Source organism: Enterobacter sp. EC_50, from assembly GCF_019584525.1.
Lineage (GTDB): Bacteria > Pseudomonadota > Gammaproteobacteria > Enterobacterales > Enterobacteriaceae > Enterobacter > Enterobacter roggenkampii.
Genome location: NZ_VDAF01000007.1, coordinates 113,794 through 133,353, shown reverse-complemented (window position 1 = coordinate 133,353; position 19,560 = coordinate 113,794). Strand labels below are relative to the sequence as shown.

General features: G+C 59.0%; 15 protein-coding genes. 11 read left to right on the top strand and 4 right to left on the bottom strand.

Annotated elements, in window-relative coordinates:
- The first annotated feature begins 92 nt into the window (after positions 1-92).
- From iscS to sseB, 9 genes are all read left to right on the top strand, one after another.
- Positions 93-1,307 (top strand): cysteine desulfurase, encoded by a 1,215-nt coding sequence (gene iscS, locus FHC48_RS08140; protein WP_008502157.1) that lies wholly within the window; start codon positions 93-95, stop codon positions 1,305-1,307.
- 24 nt (positions 1,308-1,331) lie between these two features.
- Entirely contained in the window at positions 1,332-1,718 is a 387-nt protein-coding gene (iscU, locus tag FHC48_RS08135) for a Fe-S cluster assembly scaffold IscU (protein WP_003860661.1), read from the top strand.
- A 13-nt stretch (positions 1,719-1,731) separates the two neighbouring features.
- A complete protein-coding gene (gene iscA / locus FHC48_RS08130) occupies positions 1,732-2,055 on the top strand; it encodes an iron-sulfur cluster assembly protein IscA (RefSeq protein WP_008502156.1) in 324 nt (107 codons plus the stop codon).
- An 80-nt stretch (positions 2,056-2,135) separates the two neighbouring features.
- Positions 2,136-2,651, top strand: a complete 516-nt coding sequence (gene hscB, locus FHC48_RS08125; RefSeq protein WP_008502155.1) for a co-chaperone HscB — start codon at positions 2,136-2,138, stop codon at positions 2,649-2,651.
- Between the two features lie 14 nt (positions 2,652-2,665).
- Complete coding sequence (gene hscA / locus FHC48_RS08120; protein ID WP_059363869.1) at positions 2,666-4,516, top strand: Fe-S protein assembly chaperone HscA; 1,851 nt, start codon at positions 2,666-2,668, stop codon at positions 4,514-4,516.
- A gap of 1 nt (position 4,517) precedes the next feature.
- Entirely contained in the window at positions 4,518-4,853 is a 336-nt protein-coding gene (gene fdx / locus FHC48_RS08115) for an ISC system 2Fe-2S type ferredoxin (protein ID WP_003860652.1), read from the top strand.
- Between the two features lies 1 nt (position 4,854).
- Positions 4,855-5,055 carry a Fe-S cluster assembly protein IscX gene (iscX, locus tag FHC48_RS08110; RefSeq protein WP_003860650.1) on the top strand — a complete coding sequence of 67 codons (201 nt, stop codon included), beginning with the start codon at positions 4,855-4,857 and terminating at the stop codon, positions 5,053-5,055.
- A 60-nt stretch (positions 5,056-5,115) separates the two neighbouring features.
- A complete protein-coding gene (pepB, locus tag FHC48_RS08105) occupies positions 5,116-6,402 on the top strand; it encodes an aminopeptidase PepB (RefSeq protein WP_059363870.1) in 1,287 nt (428 codons plus the stop codon).
- Between the two features lie 96 nt (positions 6,403-6,498).
- Positions 6,499-7,275, top strand: a complete 777-nt coding sequence (sseB, locus tag FHC48_RS08100; RefSeq protein WP_063417956.1) for an enhanced serine sensitivity protein SseB — start codon at positions 6,499-6,501, stop codon at positions 7,273-7,275.
- Between the two features lie 17 nt (positions 7,276-7,292).
- Here sseB and FHC48_RS08095 read toward each other — a convergent pair whose 3' ends face one another.
- The 4 genes from FHC48_RS08095 to FHC48_RS08080 form a co-directional block, all read right to left on the bottom strand.
- On the bottom strand, positions 7,293-8,063 hold the full coding sequence (locus tag FHC48_RS08095) for a MurR/RpiR family transcriptional regulator (RefSeq protein ID WP_008502150.1): 771 nt from the start codon (positions 8,061-8,063) through the stop codon (positions 7,293-7,295).
- Positions 8,063-8,908 carry a 3-mercaptopyruvate sulfurtransferase gene (gene sseA / locus FHC48_RS08090; protein WP_045406041.1) on the bottom strand — a complete coding sequence of 282 codons (846 nt, stop codon included), beginning with the start codon at positions 8,906-8,908 and terminating at the stop codon, positions 8,063-8,065. The genes FHC48_RS08095 and sseA overlap by 1 nt, the downstream gene beginning before the upstream one ends.
- Before the next feature lie 90 nt (positions 8,909-8,998).
- Positions 8,999-10,366 (bottom strand): 6-phospho-alpha-glucosidase, encoded by a 1,368-nt coding sequence (locus FHC48_RS08085; RefSeq protein WP_059362161.1) that lies wholly within the window; start codon positions 10,364-10,366, stop codon positions 8,999-9,001.
- Between the two features lie 12 nt (positions 10,367-10,378).
- On the bottom strand, positions 10,379-11,923 hold the full coding sequence (locus FHC48_RS08080; RefSeq protein WP_059362164.1) for a PTS transporter subunit EIIC: 1,545 nt from the start codon (positions 11,921-11,923) through the stop codon (positions 10,379-10,381).
- A gap of 288 nt (positions 11,924-12,211) precedes the next feature.
- Between FHC48_RS08080 and FHC48_RS08075 the strand changes: the two genes are divergently transcribed.
- Positions 12,212-17,164 carry an alpha-2-macroglobulin gene (locus FHC48_RS08075; protein ID WP_220418894.1) on the top strand — a complete coding sequence of 1,651 codons (4,953 nt, stop codon included), beginning with the start codon at positions 12,212-12,214 and terminating at the stop codon, positions 17,162-17,164.
- A 1-nt stretch (position 17,165) separates the two neighbouring features.
- The gene (pbpC, locus tag FHC48_RS08070; protein WP_059362170.1) at positions 17,166-19,493 is read left to right on the top strand and encodes a peptidoglycan glycosyltransferase PbpC; all 2,328 of its coding nucleotides are present in this window, start codon (positions 17,166-17,168) and stop codon (positions 19,491-19,493) included.
- Positions 19,494-19,560: the final 67 nt, after the last annotated feature.

Sequence of the window (19,560 nt, the reverse complement as noted above, 5' to 3'; positions counted from 1 at the left end):
CCGGGGCGTAGACTCGCCCCGTGTACTCGGTCGTACATCCAGCCGGTTGCCTGATTCCTTGCATTGAAGCGATGTACGGAGTTTAAAGAGCAATGAAATTACCGATTTATCTCGATTACTCCGCAACCACGCCGGTGGACCCGCGTGTTGCCGAGAAAATGATGCAGTGTCTGACCCTGGACGGAAACTTTGGTAACCCAGCTTCCCGTTCACACCGTTTTGGCTGGCATGCTGAAGAGGCGGTTGATATCGCCCGTAATCAGATTGCTGACCTGGTGGGTGCCGACCCGCGTGAGATTGTTTTCACCTCCGGTGCGACCGAATCCGACAACCTGGCGATCAAAGGTGCAGCCAACTTTTATCAGAAAAAAGGCAAGCACATTATCACCAGCAAAACCGAACACAAAGCCGTGCTGGACACCTGCCGCCAGCTGGAGCGTGAAGGGTACGAAGTCACCTATCTGGCGCCACAGAGCAACGGCATTATCGATCTGAAAGAGCTCGAAGCGGCCATGCGTGATGACACCATTCTGGTCTCCATCATGCACGTCAACAACGAAATCGGCGTGGTACAAGACATCGCGACCATCGGCGAAATGTGCCGCGCGCGCGGTATCATCTACCACGTGGACGCGACCCAGAGCGTGGGCAAACTGCCTATCGACCTGAGCCAGTTGAAAGTTGACCTGATGTCCTTCTCCGGCCACAAAATCTATGGCCCGAAAGGCATCGGCGCGCTGTACGTTCGTCGTAAACCGCGTATCCGCATCGAAGCACAGATGCACGGCGGTGGTCACGAGCGCGGCATGCGTTCCGGTACGCTGCCTGTTCACCAGATCGTGGGCATGGGCGAAGCCTACCGCATTGCAAAAGAAGAGATGGAAACCGAGATGGCACGCCTGCGCACGCTGCGTAACCGTCTGTGGGACGGCGTGAAAGATATGGAAGAAGTGTATCTGAACGGCGATCTCGAGCAGGGCGCACCGAACATCCTCAACGTCAGCTTCAACTATGTTGAAGGCGAGTCGTTGATCATGGCGCTGAAAGACCTGGCGGTTTCTTCCGGTTCTGCCTGTACGTCTGCAAGCCTTGAGCCATCCTACGTGCTGCGCGCGCTGGGTATGACTGACGAGCTGGCACACAGCTCTATCCGTTTCTCTTTAGGTCGTTTCACTACCGAAGAAGAGATTGACTACACCATCAAGCTGGTTCGCAACTCCATTGGCCGTCTGCGCGACCTTTCTCCACTGTGGGAAATGTTCAAGCAGGGCGTGGATCTGAACAGCATTGAATGGTCACATCACTAATCGGTACATAAGGAGAATTCAATCATGGCATACAGCGAAAAAGTCATCGATCATTACGAAAACCCGCGCAACGTTGGCTCTTTTGACAACAGCGACGAATCTGTTGGTAGCGGCATGGTCGGTGCGCCAGCGTGTGGCGACGTGATGAAGTTGCAGATTAAAGTCAACAATGAAGGTATCATTGAAGACGCGCGCTTCAAGACCTACGGCTGCGGTTCTGCTATCGCGTCCAGCTCCCTCGTCACCGAATGGGTGAAGGGCAAGTCTCTGGACGAAGCACAGGCAATCAAGAACACGGATATTGCTGAAGAACTCGAACTGCCACCGGTGAAAATTCACTGCTCAATTCTGGCAGAAGACGCGATCAAAGCCGCCATTGCGGATTACAAAAGCAAACGTGAAGCAAAATAATTGAGGTTTGAGTATGTCGATTACCCTTAGCGACAGCGCTGCCGCGCGAGTAAGCTCTTTTCTGGCGAACCGTGGTAAAGGCTTTGGCCTGCGACTGGGCGTACGTACCTCCGGCTGTTCTGGTATGGCTTACGTACTGGAGTTTGTTGACGAGCCGGCGTCTGACGACATCGTGTTTGAAGACAAGGGCGTGAAGGTGGTGGTCGATGGCAAAAGCCTGCAATTCCTCAACGGCACTCAGCTGGACTTCGTCAAAGAAGGCCTGAACGAAGGGTTCAAATTTACGAACCCGAACGTCAAAGACGAGTGTGGTTGCGGCGAAAGCTTCCACGTTTAACCGCGCGTCATCCGAAACCCCACCGTGGCGTTACCCGCTACGCGTGGGGTTTGTTCTAACAGGCTACCCCTGAGATTGTTATGGATTACTTCACTCTCTTCGGACTACCCGCTCAATACCCGATCGATCTCCAGGCGCTGACGATCCGTTTTCAGGATCTGCAGCGTCAGTACCATCCGGACAAATTCGCGAGCGGTACTCAGGCAGAGCAGCTGGCTGCGGTGTCGCAATCCGCGACCATCAACCAGGCCTGGCAGACGTTGCGCCATCCGCTGGCGCGCGCTGAGTATCTGCTCTCGCTCCACGGTTTTGATCTGGCGAGCGAACAGCACACCGTGCGCGACACGGCGTTTCTGATGGAGCAGCTGGAGCTGCGCGAAGAGCTGGATGAGATTGAACAGGCCAAAGACGAAGCGCGTCTGGAAAGCTTCATCACGCGCGTGAAGGGCATGTTCGATACCCGCCATCAGCAGATGGTGGAGCAACTGAACAACGAGACCTGGGACGTGGCGGCAGACACTGTGCGCAAACTCCGTTTTCTCGATAAACTGCGAAGCAGTGCTGAACAACTCGAAGAAAAGCTGCTCGATTTTTAATTTCGGAAGCAATTATGGCCTTATTACAAATTAGTGAGCCTGGCTTAAGTGCCGCACCGCACCAGCGTCGTCTGGCGGTGGGTATCGATCTGGGCACCACCAATTCCCTCGTGGCGACCGTGCGCAGCGGCCAGGCGGAAACGCTGGCTGACGAGCAGGGCCGTCATCTGCTGCCTTCCGTGGTCCACTACCAGCAGCAGGGTCACGCGGTCGGCTATGACGCCCGCGCTAACGCCGCGCGCGATCCGGCGAATACCATCAGCTCCGTCAAGCGCATGATGGGCCGCTCGCTGGCCGATATTCAGACCCGCTACCCGCATCTGCCGTATCAGCTGCAGGCCAGTGAAAACGGCCTGCCGATGATTGCGACCGCGGCCGGTCTGCTGAACCCGATTCGTGTTTCTGCTGACATTCTCAAAGCGCTGGCGGAGCGTGCTACGGCCACGCTCGGCGGCGATCTGGACGGCGTGGTGATCACCGTTCCTGCTTACTTTGATGATGCACAGCGTCAGGGCACCAAAGACGCCGCGCGTCTGGCGGGCCTGCACGTTCTGCGTCTGCTGAACGAACCGACGGCGGCGGCGATTGCCTACGGCCTCGATTCCGGTCAGGAAGGGGTGATCGCGGTTTACGATCTCGGCGGCGGGACATTTGATATCTCTATCCTGCGCCTGAGCCGCGGGGTATTTGAAGTGCTGGCGACCGGCGGGGATTCCGCGCTGGGCGGCGATGACTTCGACCATCTGCTGGCGGACTACATCCGCGAGCAGGCGGGCATCAGCGATCGCAGCGATGCGCGCGTACAGCGTGAACTGCTGGATGCGGCCATCGACGCCAAAATCGCCCTGAGCGATGCGCAGACGGTTACCGTCAATGTTGCGGGCTGGCAGGGTGACATCACCCGCGACCAGTTCAGCGATCTGATTGCCCCGCTGGTGAAACGCACCTTACTGGCCTGCCGTCGCGCATTGAAAGATGCCGGCGTTGAGGCGAACGAGGTGCTGGAAGTGGTCATGGTGGGCGGTTCGACCCGCGTGCCGCTGGTGCGCGAGCGCGTGGGCGAATTCTTTGGCCGCACGCCGCTGACCTCCATCGACCCGGACAAAGTGGTTGCCGTCGGCGCCGCGATTCAGGCCGATATTCTGGTTGGCAACAAGCCGGACAGCGAAATGCTGCTGCTGGACGTCATCCCGCTGTCGCTGGGTTTAGAAACCATGGGCGGCCTGGTGGAGAAAGTGATCCCGCGTAACACCACCATTCCGGTGGCGCGCGCGCAGGAGTTCACCACCTTTAAAGACGGCCAGACCGCGATGTCCATCCACGTGATGCAGGGCGAACGCGAGCTGGTGCAGGACTGCCGTTCTCTGGCGCGCTTTGCGCTGCGCGGAATCCCGGCGCTGCCGGCGGGCGGGGCGCATATTCGCGTCACCTTCCAGGTGGATGCCGACGGCCTGCTGAGCGTCACGGCGATGGAAAAATCGACCGGTGTCGAGTCGTCTATTCAGGTTAAGCCGTCCTACGGCCTGACCGATGGCGAAATCGCCTCCATGATTCAGGACTCAATGAGCTACGCCGAGCAGGATGTGAAGGCGCGTATGCTGGCTGAACAAAAAGTTGAAGCCGCCCGCGTGCTGGAGAGCCTGAACGGCGCGCTCGCTGCCGATGCCGCGCTGTTAAGCGCCGCTGAGCGCCAGGTGATTGACGACGCTGCCGCGCGCTTAAGCGCTGTCGCAGTAGGCGATGACGCTGACGCAATAGAAGAAGCCATTAAAAACGTTGATAAACAAACCCAGGACTTCGCTGCTCGCCGCATGGACAAATCTGTCCGCGTCGCGCTGAAAGGCCAGTCCGTGGACGAGGTTTAATATGCCAAAGATTGTAATTTTGCCTCATGCGGACCTCTGTCCGGATGGCGCTGTTCTGGAAGCGAAGACCGGTGAAACCATTCTCGATGTTGCCCTGCGTGCAGGTATCGAAGTGGAACACGCCTGTGAAAAATCCTGTGCCTGCACCACCTGCCACTGCATCGTGCGTGAAGGTTTTGACTCTCTTGCCGAGAGCACCGAAGACGAAGACGACATGCTGGATAAAGCATGGGGTCTGGAGCCAGACAGCCGCTTAAGCTGCCAGGCAGCGGTGACCGATGAAGATCTGGTCGTGGAGTTCCCACGCTACACCATCAACCACGCACGCGAGCATTAATATGGGACTGAAGTGGACAGACAGCCGTGAAATCGGCGAAGCGCTCTACGACGCGAACCCGGATCTCGATCCGAAGACCGTACGATTCACCGATATGCATCAGTGGATCTGCGATTTAGAGGATTTCGACGACGATCCAAACGCATCCAATGAAAAAATTCTGGAGGCGATTCTGTTAGTCTGGTTAGATGAAGCAGAATAAATAACAAAACGGGCTGCCTTCAGGCGGCCCGTTTGCTAGTTGCTAATAAGGAAAAATAAAATGACCGAAGCGATGAAGATTACGCTCTCGAATCAGCCTGCCGACGCGCGCTGGGGCGAGAAAGCCACCTACAGCATTAATAACGACGGTTTTACCCTGCACCTGACGGGCAATGATGATTTGGGTCTGATCCAACGCGCCGCGCGTAAAATTGACGGTCTGGGCATTAAGCATGTCTCGCTGGAAGGCGAAGGGTGGGACACCGACCGCAGCTGGGCGTTCTGGGCGGGCTATAAAGGGCCGAAAGGCACCCGCAAAATTGAGTGGGCGAACCTCGACGAAGCCGGTCAGAAAGAGCTGGAAAGCCGCCTGCAAATTATCGACTGGGTACGCGACACCATCAACGCCCCGGCGGAAGAATTAGGCCCTGAGCAACTGGCGCAGCGCGCCGTTGATCTCCTGTGCGGCGTGGCGGGCGACAAGATGTCCTACCGCATCACCAAGGGTGAAGACCTGCGCGAGCAGAACTACATGGGTATCCACACCGTGGGCCGCGGCTCCGAGCGTCCTCCGGTGCTGCTGGCGCTGGACTACAACCCAACCGGCGATAAAGACGCCCCTGTCTTTGCCTGCCTGGTAGGTAAAGGCATCACCTTCGACACCGGCGGCTACAGCCTGAAGCAGAGCGCGTTCATGGACTCCATGAAGTCCGACATGGGCGGCGCGGCCACCATCACCGGCGCGCTGGCCTTTGCCATCACCCGCGGTCTGAAAAAGCGCGTGAAGCTGTACCTGTGCTGCGCGGACAACATGGTCAGCGGTAACGCCTTCAAGCTGGGTGACATCATTCGCTACCGTAACGGCAAAAACGTTGAGGTGATGAATACCGACGCCGAAGGCCGTCTGGTGCTGGCCGATGGCCTGATCGACGCGTCTGCCCAGAAGCCAGAGCTGATTATCGATATGGCGACCCTGACCGGCGCGGCGAAAACCGCGCTGGGTAACGACTACCATGCGCTGTTCAGCTTCGACGACAAGCTGGCCGCACGCCTGCTGGCGAGCGCTGCCGCAGAGAACGAGCCGTTCTGGCGCCTGCCGCTGGCCGAGTTCCACCGCAGCCAGCTGCCGTCTAACTTTGCCGAGCTGAACAACACTGCCAGCGCGGCATACCCGGCGGGTGCAAGCACGGCGGCAGGCTTCCTGTCTCACTTCGTTGAGAACTACCACGAGGGCTGGCTGCACATCGACTGCTCCGCGACGTACCGTAAAGCGGCGGTTGAGCAGTGGTCCGCAGGCGCGACCGGTCTGGGCGTGCGTACCGTGGCGAACCTGCTGACGGCTGCGTAATCTTTTTTGCCGGGTGGCGCTACGCTTACCCGGCCTACAAAACCCGTAGGCCCGTGCAAGCGTAGCGCCGCCGGGCAAGTGTGAAGTAGCCAAACTATGTCAGATACCAAAAACGAATTAGAAACCCTGCTGGAGCAGGCGGCGACCGAGCCCGCCCACCGTCCGGCCTTTTTCCGCACGCTGCTGGAATCTACCGTCTGGGTGCCGGGTACCGCCGCGGAAGGTGAACAGGTCGTAGAAGACAGCGCGCTGGATCTGCTGCACTGGGAGAAAGACGACGGTACGTCGGTGATCCCGTTCTTCACCTCGCTGGACGCGCTGCAGAAAGCGGTAGAAGACGAACAGGCGTTCGTGGTGATGCCGGTGCGCACCCTGTTTGAAATGACGCTGGGCCAGACGCTGTTCCTCAACGCGAAGCTGCCGACCGGAAAAGAGTTCACGCCGCGCGAAATCAGCCACCTGATTGGCGAAGAGGGCAACCCGCTCAGCACGCAGGAAGTGCTGGAAGGGGGCGAAACGCTGCTGCTCTCTGAAGTGGCCGAGCCGCCCGCGCAGATGATTGATTCCCTGACGACGCTGTTCAAAACGCTCAAGCCCGTCAGGCGCGCCTTTCTCTGCTCCATTAAAGAGCGCGCGGACGAAAAGCCGGTGCTGTTGATCGGTATTGAAGCTGATGGCGATTTCGACGAGATCGTTCAGGCAGCGGGCAGCGTGGCGACCGACACGCTACCGGGCGATGAACCAATTGATATCTGCCAGGTGAAAAACGGTGAGAAGGGCATCAGCCACTTTATTACCGAGCACATTACGCCGTTCTACGAGCGTCGCTGGGGCGGCTTCCTGCGCGATCTCAAAACCAACCGCATTATCTGATGACAGCGGGGTGAATATCACCCCGTTGCTTCCAGCAGCAGTAAATCCATCAGCAGCACCAGATTCGACTCAAACGACGTCACCCCTGCGGCTTCGGCGGCAAAGTGCACCGCTTCGTCATAGAGCGCAAAGTGCACGTCGGCCATCTCCGCCAGCGTGTTGGCCGAGGCGCGGGTAAACGCGACGATCGTCATGCCGACGTTTTTGGCTATCCGCGCTTTATCCAGCACCTGCTCCGTTTCGCCACTGCGCGAGACGGCAATAAACACCTGATAGCGGGCGGCATTGCTAAGAAAAATGTTCCGGCTGTCGCCCGGTCCGGAGATAAACGCCGTTTTGCCCATTACCTGTAGCTTCTTGGTCAGGTACTCCGCAAACAGATAAGAAAACCCGGCCCCGTAGAGAAAGAAGCTCTCTTTCTGGCGCAGCAGGTCGGAAAACTGCTGGCGTTTGTCCTGGGTAACCCACTGAAAGGTGTGCTGATAGTTGGCGATAAACTGGTTAAACAACACCGGGAGTTCAGGGCGCGACTGCGCCTGAGCGGCAATATGCGGCGTGTCGGAGAGCAGCTGCTTGCAGTGCCAGATAAACTCGCTGAAGCCGCTGAACCCCAGCTTCTGGCACAGTCGCATGATGGTGGCGGTAGAAACGAATGTCGCCTTTGCCAGCTCGCGAACCGTGATGTTGCCCACCAGCAGCGGATGCTCCGTGAGGTGGGCGAGGACGCGATACTCCGCGCGGGTCAATGACGCCCCGCGCGTTAACAGCGTGGCGAGGCGGTTATCCATTATTTCGCGGGTTCAACCGGCAGGTCGTCACGCGCGCCCCATTCGCTCCAGGCGCCGTCGTAGAGCGTGACGTCGCTTACGCCGAGTGTGGCGAGCGCCAGAATGACCACGCAGGCCGTTACGCCGGAACCGCAGCTGGCGATAATCGGACGATGCAAATCCACGCCCTGACGTTCAAAAATGGCGCGCAGCTCGTCGGTGGTTTTCAGCTCGCCCTCAAACACCAGGTCGCCCCACGGCACGTTCAGCGCGCCCGGAATATGTCCACGCTTCAGCCCCGGACGCGGTTCATCCGCTTCGGCATTAAAGCGCGGCGCAGGACGGGCATCGACGATTTGCGCCGTTTTTTCATGGCTCACGACCAGCACGTCGGTCAGGCGTTTTACCACGTGGGCGTCAAAGGTCGCATCGAATTCGCCTTCCGGCAGCGTGACGTCACCCTGCTGAAGCGGCAGCTCGTCACGTTTCCAGCCCGCGAGGCCGCCCGCCAGAATCGAGACTTTTTCCACGCCGAAGTTTTTCAGCATCCACCACGCGCGCGGCGCGGAAAAGAGGTTACCTTCATCATAGACAACGAGGTGTTTGTCTTTGCTGACGCCCAGCTCGCGCATCGCCACGGAAAACGCTTCCGGGCGCGGCAGCATGTGCGGCAGGGGAGAGGTGTGATCGGAGAGGGCTTCGATATCAAAAAATACCGCACCCGGCAGATGCCCTGCGCGGTATTCACCGGGCACGTCACGATGCTCTTGCCCCGGCGGGGCCATACGCGCGTCGATAATCTGAACTTCCGGATCGTCGCCGTGCTCAATCAGCCAGTCGGCGGCGACAAAATATGAGGTGGACATGGGTTGCCTCCATTCTTTTCCGTAAAAAAGGATTGTCGGTGTTTTTTCTGACACCGACAAGCAAACCACGTTCAACTCGCGAGCAAGCCCCTATTTTTTCACCGGTTCGCCGTCCTGCCAGGCTTTTTGCAGCGCTGGCCAGTAGTCGCGGTTGGCCTCAATCATCTCATCCAGAATCGCTTTTGCATGTTCCATGGTCGGCACGGTGCGGTTCAGGGTAAATGCCTGCAACGCTTTTTCATAGCTGCCTTCGATAGTCGCCTCCACCAGCAGCTGTTCAGACGCGAGCTGCTGTTGTAAAAGGGTCTGATGGAACAGCGGCACCTGGCCGACGCGAATCGGTTCCGGGCCTTCGGCGGTGATATAAGCGGGAACTTCCACCACCGCATCGTACGGCAGGTTGGTAATCGCCCCGCGGTTTTCCACCATCACCAGATGGCGGCTTCGCAGGTTGAACGCCAGCGAACAGGCGACGTCAACGATAAATTCACCGTGGACGCCCACGTGGAAGGCATCCGGTAAAATTCCGGTGCGTTGATATTCTTCGGCGGCGGCGAACAGCTTTTTCTCGCGCCCGTTCATCACTTCGTTGGCGCGGGTATAGTCCGGGTTCTGATGCGCCACAATCTGGTTCGGCATCAGGTAATACTGCAGATACGGGTTCGGCAGATACTCGGGGAAGTTGTCCATGATCGGCTTGATATTGCGCCAGGTTTTCACCCACGACGGATCCGAGTGCTGCGGGTCGGTTTTAGCCGCATCTTCCGTCAGCAGGCCAAACTTCGCGATATGCTTACGCAGCGCCGGGAGCTTGTCTTCGCCGTCCACCAGCACGCGGGTAAACCAGCCGAAGTGGTTCAGGCCGAAGTAGTCCACTTCCAGTTTATGACGATCAACGCCCAGAATGGCGCCCATATTGCGCATCGCGGCAACCGGCATATCGCAGATGTTCAGCACCCTTGCGTTCGGGCGCAGGCGGCGCACGCCTTCCGCGACGATCGCGGCAGGGTTGGAGTAATTCACGATCCAGGCTTTCTGGTGCGCGTAGCGATCGACCAGATCGATAAGCTCCACCATCGGCAGGATCGTGCGCAGGCCGTAAGCCAGCCCGCCGGGGCCGCAGGTTTCCTGGCCCACCACGCCGTGACGCAGCGGGATCTTCTCATCCTGCTCACGCATTTTGTACTGGCCGACGCGCATCTGGGCGAAGACAAAATGCGCGCCGCTAAAGGCCACTTCCGGGTCGCTGGTGACGGTAAATGTGATGCGCTGACTGTGGTCGCGAATGACCTTCTCGACGACCGGCGCAATGGTGTTCTGACGCGCCTCGTCGATATCATAGAGGCGAATTTCGGCCAGCGGGAAATCCTGCAGGCGCACCATCAGGCTTTTCACAATACCCGGCGTGTAGGTGCTGCCGCCGCCGGCGATCGACAGAATGAATGGGGGTGTAAACATCTTTAGCTCCTTTCAGAGAAACGTCTCAACGGCTTCTCGCATTTTTTTGACGTGCAGCCCGTAGACCACCTGAACGTTGTTACCTTGTTTGATAATCCCTTTCGCGCCGGTCGCCTTCAGGCGCGGCTCGTCGATGATGTCGACGTCCTTCACCGTGACGCGTAAGCGGGTGTAGCAGTTATCCACCACTTCAATGTTTTCCCGACCGCCCAGCCCCACCACGATGGATTCGCCCAGCCCGTCGTTATTGCCTTTGGCCTGGTACTCCTGCTTGCTGTAGAGGCGCGTCTCCTGGTCCTCATCTTCGCGGCCCGGCGTTTTCATGTTGAAGCGCAGGATCAGGAAGCGGAACACCACGTAGTAGAGGGCGAACATGATCAGCCCGACCAGGATGTACATCGGCCAGTTGGACTTGGCCGTGCCGAGCGGCAGGTTGTAAAGGATGAAGTCGATAATCCCGTTGGCGCCGATGGCGTGAACGCCCAGCAGCGAGAACAGCATCATGCCGATGCCGGTCAGCACCGCGTGCACCACGAACAGCAGCGGGGCGACAAACAGGAAGGAGAACTCAATCGGCTCGGTCACGCCGACCAGCAGCGAAGTCAGTGCCGCCGGGATCAGAATCGCTTTCGCCGCCGCTTTACGCTCTGGCCTAGCGGTCATATACATCGCCAGCGCCGCGGCAGGCAGGCCAAACATTTTGCTGATGCCGCGTGCGTCCCACACCACGGTGCTGCTGAGCTGCTTCACGTCCGGGCAGGCCATCTCGGCAAAGTAGATATTGCGCGCACCCTGATAGGTTGCGCCGCATACCTCCTGCGTGCCGCCCAGCTCGGTATAGAGGAACGGCGTATAAACCAGATGGTGCAGGCCGGTGGGGACCAGAATGCGTTCCAGGAAACCGTAGATGGCCACGCCAAACGGCCCGGAGCCTTTGATGGCCAGCGCCAGGGCGCTAATGCCATGCTGGGCAAAGGGCCACAGTTCGCTCAACACCACGCCGAGCAGCATGGAGACGGGCAGCATCATAATGGCGACAAAACAGTGGCCGGAGTAAATCGCCATCGCGCCGTTAAACTGTACGCCGGAATATTTGTTGTACAGATAGCCGGAAAGCGCTCCGGTCAGTATCCCGGCAAAGACCCCCATCTCCAGCACCTGCACGCCCAGTACCATCGTCTGTCCGGCCGCTTTCATCTGCGCCGCTGGCGCCAGTGCGCCCTGCAGCTGCAGCGTGACGTTCATGGCGTTGATGAATACGACAAAGGTGACCAGGCCAATCAGCGCGGCATAGCCTTTATCGCGCGTTGCCAGGCCAATCGGAATACCGACGGCAAACACCAGCGCTAGGTTAACCAGCACCGACACGGCAGATTTTGCGATCAACTGACCAAGATGCTGAATCAGCGGATGACCGAGAAACGGCAGGTACTCGGCGAGATTACCGTTACCCAGCACGTTACCAAAGGCGATAAACAGACCGACGATCGGTAAGATAAGCACCGGTCCGTACAATGATTTTCCGAAATTTTGTAGGGCGTTCACGGCTCGTTTCATGGCTTTCTCTCTTTTTGAACCGCGCACTCGGGGTGCGTCATGGTTATAAAACTAGCAGCCTTCAGGGACGCTTATCCAGCTATCCTCTTGTTTTAAAAACAAATGACGTGAAAGGTAACATGTGACGTTATGCGCTGTGATCGCGGTTCCATCACGGCGTAGCGGCGTGATGCCATTCTGCGAGGCGCTTTCCAGATTCTAAAATTGGACTTTTTGAATTAATGAAACTTGCGGATAATACTTATCCGGACGACGACCAACAGGCCCCCTCTGGGCCAGGGACAAAGGATGAAACCGTTTCGCTTAGCCGCGCTCTCTCTTGCGCTGCTTACCACGTTTACGCTTGTCGGCTGTGATAACAGCGACGATAAACCTCAGGCTGCGGCTCCCGCGGCATCCACTGCATCCACACCAAAAGCCGCGGAAAAGCCAAATGCTGAAACGCTGGCTAAGCTAGCCGCCCAGAGTCAGGGAAAAGCGCTGACCCTGCTGGATGCTTCTGAAGTTCAGCTCGACGGTGCCGCCACGCTGGTGCTGACATTCTCGGTTCCGCTGAATCCCGATCAGGATTTCGCGAAAACCGTGCATGTCGTGGACAAAAAAAGCGGCAAAGTTGACGGGGCGTGGGAACTTGCGCCTAACCTGAAAGAGCTTCGCCTGCGTCATCTGGAGCCCAACCGCAACCTGGTCGTCACCGTTGAACGGGGCCTGCAGGCGCTGAACAAGGCGACGTTCGGCATTGATTATGAAAAAGCCCTCACCACCCGGGACGTCGAGCCTACCGTCGGGTTTGCCAGCCGCGGCTCGCTGCTGCCGGGCAAGGTGGTGGAAGGGTTGCCGGTGATGGCGCTTAACGTCAACAACGTGGACGTCAATTTCTACCGCGTGAAGCCGGAATCGCTGGCCTCTTTTGTCAGCCAGTGGGAATACCGCAACTCCCTCACCAACTGGGAATCCGACAACCTGCTAAAGATGGCGGAGCTGGTTTACACCGGTCGCTTCGATCTTAATCCGGCGCGCAACACGCGCGAAAAATTGTTGTTGCCCCTGAAGGATATTAAACCGCTCCAGCAGTCTGGCGTTTACATCGCGGTCATGAACCAGGCCGGGCACTATAACTACAGCAACGCCGCGACGCTCTTTACCTTAAGCGATATTGGCCTGTCCGCTCACCGTTATCATAATCGCCTGGACATCTTCACCCAGAGTCTGGAGAACGGTGCGGCGCAGTCTGGCGTCACCGTCACCCTGCTGAATGACAAAGGGCAGACCCTTGCCGAAGCGAACAGCGACGGCGATGGCCACGCAAAGCTTGAGACCGACAAAGAGGCTGCCCTGATTCTGGCCAGTAAAGACGGCCAGACCACGCTGCTTGACCTCAAGCTACCGGCCCTCGACCTGGCGGAGTTTGATATCGCCGGGAGTCCGGGCTACAGCAAGCAGTTCTTCATGTTTGGCCCACGCGATCTCTATCGCCCGGGTGAAACGGTGATCCTCAACGGCCTGCTGCGCGACAGTGACGGTAAGCCGCTTCCCGATCAGCCCGTGAAGCTTGACGTGCTGCGCCCTGACGGTCAGGTGGCTCGCTCGATCGTTGTTCAGCCTGAAAACGGTCTCTACCGATTCAACTACCCGCTGGCCAGCGGGGCGCAGACCGGCATGTGGCATATCCGCGCCAACACGGGCGATAACCTGCAGCGCCTGTGGGACTTCCACGTCGAAGACTTCATGCCAGAGCGCATGGCGCTCAACCTGAGTGGACAAAAAACGCCGGTTTCACCGCAGGATAACGTCGACTTTAACGTGGTCGGCTATTACCTGTATGGCGCACCGGCCAACGGTAACTCTCTGCAGGGCCAGCTCTTCCTGCGTCCGCTGCGTGACGCGGTGGCCGCGCTGCCGGGCTTCCAGTTTGGTGATATCGCCGAAGAGAACCTGAGCCGCAGCCTGGATGAAGTTCAGCTTACGCTGGACGAGCAGGGGCGTGGGCAGGTTTCTACCGAAAGCCAGTGGAAAGAGGTGCACTCTCCGCTGCAGCTGATCCTGCAGGCCAGCCTGCTGGAGTCGGGCGGTCGTCCGGTAACGCGTCGCGCTGAGCAGGCTATCTGGCCGGCGGCTGAGCTGCCGGGTATTCGCCCTCAGTTCGCCAGTAAAGCCGTTTACGACTACCGCACCGATACGACCGTCAACCAGCCGATTGTTGATGAGAACGGCAACGCCAGTTTCGACATCGTGTATGCCGATGCCAGCGGCGCGAAAAAGGCCGTTTCCGGGTTACAGGTTCGTCTGATTCGCGAGCGTCGGGACTACTTCTGGAACTGGTCTGAGAGCGAAGGCTGGCAGTCTCAGTTCGATCAGAAAGACCTGGTCGAAGGCGAGCAGGAGCTGACGCTTAAGGCCGATGAAACGGGTAAAGTTACCTTCCCGGTAGAGTGGGGCTCTTATCGTCTGGAAGTCAAAGCGCCTGATGAAATGGTCAGCAGCGTGCGCTTCTGGGCAGGCTACAGCTGGCAGGATAACAGCGATGGCACTGGGGCCGCGCGCCCTGACCGCGTGACGCTGAAACTGGATAAGCCAGCCTATCAGCCGGGCGACACCATCCAACTGCACATCGCCGCGCCGGCCGCAGGCAAGGGCTATGCGATGATCGAATCCAGCGAAGGGCCGCTGTGGTGGAAAGAGATCGACGTACCGGCAAACGGACTGGATCTCGCTATCCCGGTCGACAAGGCCTGGAAGCGTCACGACCTCTACCTGAGTACGCTGGTGGTACGTCCCGGAGATAAATCCAAATCCGCCACGCCGAAACGTGCGGTCGGTCTGCTGCATCTGCCGATGGGCGATGAAAATCGCCGTCTGAATATTGCGCTCGATAACCCGCAGAAAATGCGTCCAAACCAGACGCTCTCGGTGAAGGTGAAAGCCAGCGTGAAAGAGGGGGCCGTGCCGCAGAAGGTGAACGTGCTGGTCTCGGCGGTAGACAGCGGCGTGCTGAACATTACCGATTACGTCACGCCGGATCCGTGGCAGGCTTTCTTTGGCCAGAAGCGCTACGGCGCGGATATCTACGATATATACGGCCAGGTCATTGAAGGGCAGGGCCGTCTGGCCGCGCTGCGCTTCGGTGGCGATGGGGATGAACTGAAGCGCGGCGGCAAACCGCCGGTGAACCACGTCACCATCATTGCCCAGCAGGCACAGCCGGTTACGCTGGATGCCAACGGGGAAGGCACGATTACGCTGCCGATTGGTGATTTCAACGGCGAACTGCGTCTGATGGCGCAGGCCTGGACAGAAGACGATTTCGGCAGCAGCGAAAGCAAGGTTGTGGTGGCCGCACCGGTTATTACCGAGCTCAACACGCCGCGCTTCCTGGCAAGTGGAGACACCTCACGCCTGACGCTGGATCTCACCAACCTGACCGACCAGCCGCAAACGCTGAACGTTGCCCTGACCGCGACAGGCAAACTGTCGCTGGAAGGTGGACAGCCGCAGCCGGTGCAGCTGCCTCCGGGGGCGCGGACCACCCTGTTTATTCCGGTGCGTGCGCTGGAGGGGTATGGTGACGGAGAGGTAACAGCACAGGTTACCGGCCTGCAGCTTCCGGGCGAGACCTTTGCACCACAGCAGAAGAGCTGGAAAATCGGCGTGCGTCCGGCATTCCCGGCACAGACGGTGAATACCGGTGCCATGCTCAACCCTGGCGAATCCTGGACCGCACCGGCGCAGCACAGTAACGGTTTCTCTCCTGCCACTCTGCAGGGGCAACTGCTGCTGAGCGGCAAACCACCGCTCAACCTGGCGCGCTATATTCGCGAACTGCAGGCCTATCCGTATGGCTGCCTGGAGCAGACCACCAGCGGCCTGTTCCCGTCGCTCTACACCAACGCGGCGCAGCTGACGGCGCTTGGCATCAAAGGTGATACGGACGATAAACGCCGTGCCGCCATTGATATCGGTATTTCCCGTCTGCTGCAGATGCAGCGTGAAGACGGTGGTTTTGCGCTGTGGGATAAAAACGGTCCGGAAGAGTACTGGCTGACGGCCTACGTGACCGACTTCCTGGTGCGGGCGGGCGAGCAGGGCTATAGCGTGCCTGCCGATGCGGTGAATAACGCCAATAGCCGGTTGCTGCGCTATCTGCAGGACCCGGGCATGATGTCCATCCGCTACAGCGATGATACTCAGGCCAGTAAATTTGCCGTTCAGGCCTATGCCGCGCTGGTGCTGTCTCGTCAGCAAAAAGCGCCGCTGGGCGCGCTGCGTGAAATCTTGGATCGTCACGCTCAGGCGGCGTCCGGCCTTCCGCTGATGCAACTGGGCATGGCGCTCAGGCTGATGGGCGATGCCCCGCGCAGCCAGCAGGCGCTGGATCTGGCGCTCAAAACGCCGCGCAACGATAGCAAAACCTGGATGGCCGATTACGGCAGCCAGCTTCGCGATAACGCGCTGATGCTCTCCCTGCTGGAGGAGTACAAACTGCTGCCGGATGCGCAAAATACGCTGCTGAATGCCCTGTCTGAACAGGCCTTCAGCCAGCGCTGGTTGTCCACTCAGGAGAGCAACGCGCTGTTCCTGGCCGGACGTTCGCTGCAAACTCTGTCCGGTGCATGGCAGGCGAAAACCTCCCTGTCAGATTCCGCATCAGGTGGCGATAAAGCGCAGGTACAAAACGTGAGCGGCGACCAGCTTGGCGCGCTGCAGGTCACCAATACCGGAACGACACCGCTCTGGGTACGTTTGGACAGCACCGGCTATCCGGAATATGCCCCTCAGCCGAGCGCGAACGTGTTGCAGGTCGAACGTCATATCCTGGCAACCGACGGCAGTACGAAATCACTCTCTTCGCTGAAGAGCGGCGAGCTGGTGCTGGTGTGGCTGGAAGTTAAAGCCAGCCAGAACGTGCCGGACGCGCTGGTGGTAGATCTCCTGCCTGCGGGTCTGGAGCTGGAAAACCAGAACCTGGCAAGCAGCAGCGCCAGCCTGCAGGACAGCGGCAGTGAGGTGCAGAACCTGCTCAGCCAGATGCAGCAGGCGGACATTCAGCATATGGAATTCCGCGACGACCGCTTTGTGGCCGCCGTGCCGGTAAATGAAGGTCAGCCGGTCACGCTGGTTTATCTGGCGCGCGCCGTGACGCCGGGAACCTACCAGGTGCCGGTGCCGATGGTCGAGTCTATGTATGTGCCGCAGTGGCGGGCAACGGGTGCGGCCAGCGGCCCGCTGATTGTTGTTCCGTAATATGCGAATGGCACGTCTGACACGCTCCCGCTGGCTATGGCTGGCGGGAGCGCTTCTCGTTTTAGGGGGGCTGATTGTCGCCGCCGACCGCCTGTGGCCGTTGCCGCTGAAAGAGGTTAACCCTGCCCGGGTGGTGGTGGATGAGAAGGGCACGCCGCTCTGGCGTTTTGCCGATAGCGACGGGATCTGGCGCTATCCGGTGACGATCGAAGAGGTCTCTCCCCGTTATCTTGAGGCGCTGATCCAGTACGAAGATCGCTGGTTCTGGGATCACCCCGGCGTAAACCCGCTCTCTGTCCTGCGCGCCGCCTGGCAGGATCTCAGTTCCGGGAAAGTCATCTCTGGCGGAAGCACGCTCACCATGCAGGTCGCGCGACTGCTGGACCCGCATCCGCGCACCTTTGGCGGCAAAATTCGCCAGCTCTGGCGTGCCATGCAGCTGGAGTGGCATCTTTCCAAACGCGAAATCCTGACGCTCTATCTCAATCGCGCCCCTTTTGGCGGTACGCTGCAGGGCGTGGGAGCGGCAAGCTGGACGTATCTGGGCAAGCCGCCGTCGCAGCTCAGCTATTCCGACGCGGCGCTGTTGGCTGTACTGCCGCAGGCGCCGAGCCGCTTACGTCCGGACCGCTGGCCTGAACGGGCCGAAGCGGCGCGCAATAAAGTGCTCGACCGCATGGCGACGCAGGGGGTCTGGTCCGCAAAGCAGGTCAAAGAGTCCCGTGAGGAATCAGTATGGCTGGCGCCCCGGCAGATGCCGCAGCTGGCGCCGCTCTTTGCTCGGATGATGCTCGGCAAAAGTCGCGACACGAAAATTGTCACCACGCTGGATGCCGGACTGCAGCGGCAGCTGGAAGAGCTGGCGATGAACTGGAAATCGCGTCTGCCGGCCCGCAGCTCGCTGGCGATGATCGTGGTCGATCATACCGATATGAAAGTGCGCGGTTGGGTTGGATCGGTGGATATCAACGATGACACGCGTTTTAGCCATGTGGATATGGTCAATGCGATCCGATCCCCGGGATCGGTGTTAAAACCCTTTATCTACGGCATGGCGCTGGATGATGGCCTGATCCATCCCGCCTCGCTGCTTCAGGATGTGCCAAGAAAAACCGGTGATTATCGTCCCGGGAATTTTGACAGCGGGTTCCATGGGCCGGTCAGCATGAGTGAAGCGCTGGTCCGCTCCCTCAACCTGCCGGCCGTTCAGGTGCTGGAAGCCTACGGACCAAAACGATTTGCCGGGATGCTAAGCAACGCAGGCTTGCCGCTGATCCTGCCTGCGGGGGCACAGCCGAATCTGTCTCTGATCCTCGGCGGGGCGGGCGCGCGGCTGGCAGATATCGCTGCGGCCTATAGTGCCTTTGCCCGACACGGTAAGGCGGGAAGGCTGCGGTTACAGCCGGGCGATCCGCTGACTGAACGCCCGCTGTTATCGCCAGGCTCGGCGTGGATTATTCGCCGTATTCTGGCCAATGAAGCGCAGCCGCTGCCGGATAATGCGCTGCCGCAGGTTGCGCCGCTGGCGTGGAAAACCGGCACCAGCTACGGGTACCGTGATGCCTGGGCCATCGGTCTGAATGCCCGTTATGTGATAGGCATCTGGACCGGACGACCGGACGGCACGCCCGTGGCGGGACAGTTTGGGTTTGCCAGCGCGGTTCCGCTGTTAAACCAGGTCAATAATCTGCTTCAGTCACGTTCAACGGTAGACGAAGCCCGCCTGCCGCGCGATCCGCGTCCGGAGAGCGTCGGGCGGGGCGTGATCTGCTGGCCGGGCGGCCAGTCGCTACCGGAAGGCAGTGAAAACTGTCGACGTCGCCTGTCGACCTGGCTGCTGGAAGGGAGTGAACCGCCCACGCTGCTTCTCCCTGAACAGGAGGGCATACGCGGCATTCGTTTCCCGGTCTGGCTGGATAAAACCGGCAAACGCGTGGCCGCAGATTGCCCTGATGCTACTGAAAAAGTCCTGGATGTCTGGCCGCTGCCGCTGGAGCCGTGGCTGCCCGCTGCGGAAAAAAGGGCGGCGCGTCTCCCGGCAGCATCAACAGTTTGTCCGCCTCTGGATAACAGCAATATCGCGCCGCTTATGCTGTCAGGGGTCAGAGAGGGGGCCGTCATCAAGCGTCTTCCGGGTGAGACAACTATAACGCTTTCTCTCTCAACCAGCGGTGGAGAAGGGCAGCGATGGTGGTTTTTAAATGGCGAGCCTTTAGAGGGACATGAATATAAATATTCACTGAAATTATATTTGCCGGGTGAATATCAATTAATGGTAATGGATGAAACCGGCCAAATAGCGACGGTGAATTTCGAAATGGCTTATTAAAATAATCCAGAAGGGTTAGCTTGATAATTATCAATGTTCGGTTCTGCAAAAAAACGAGAATGCGTTT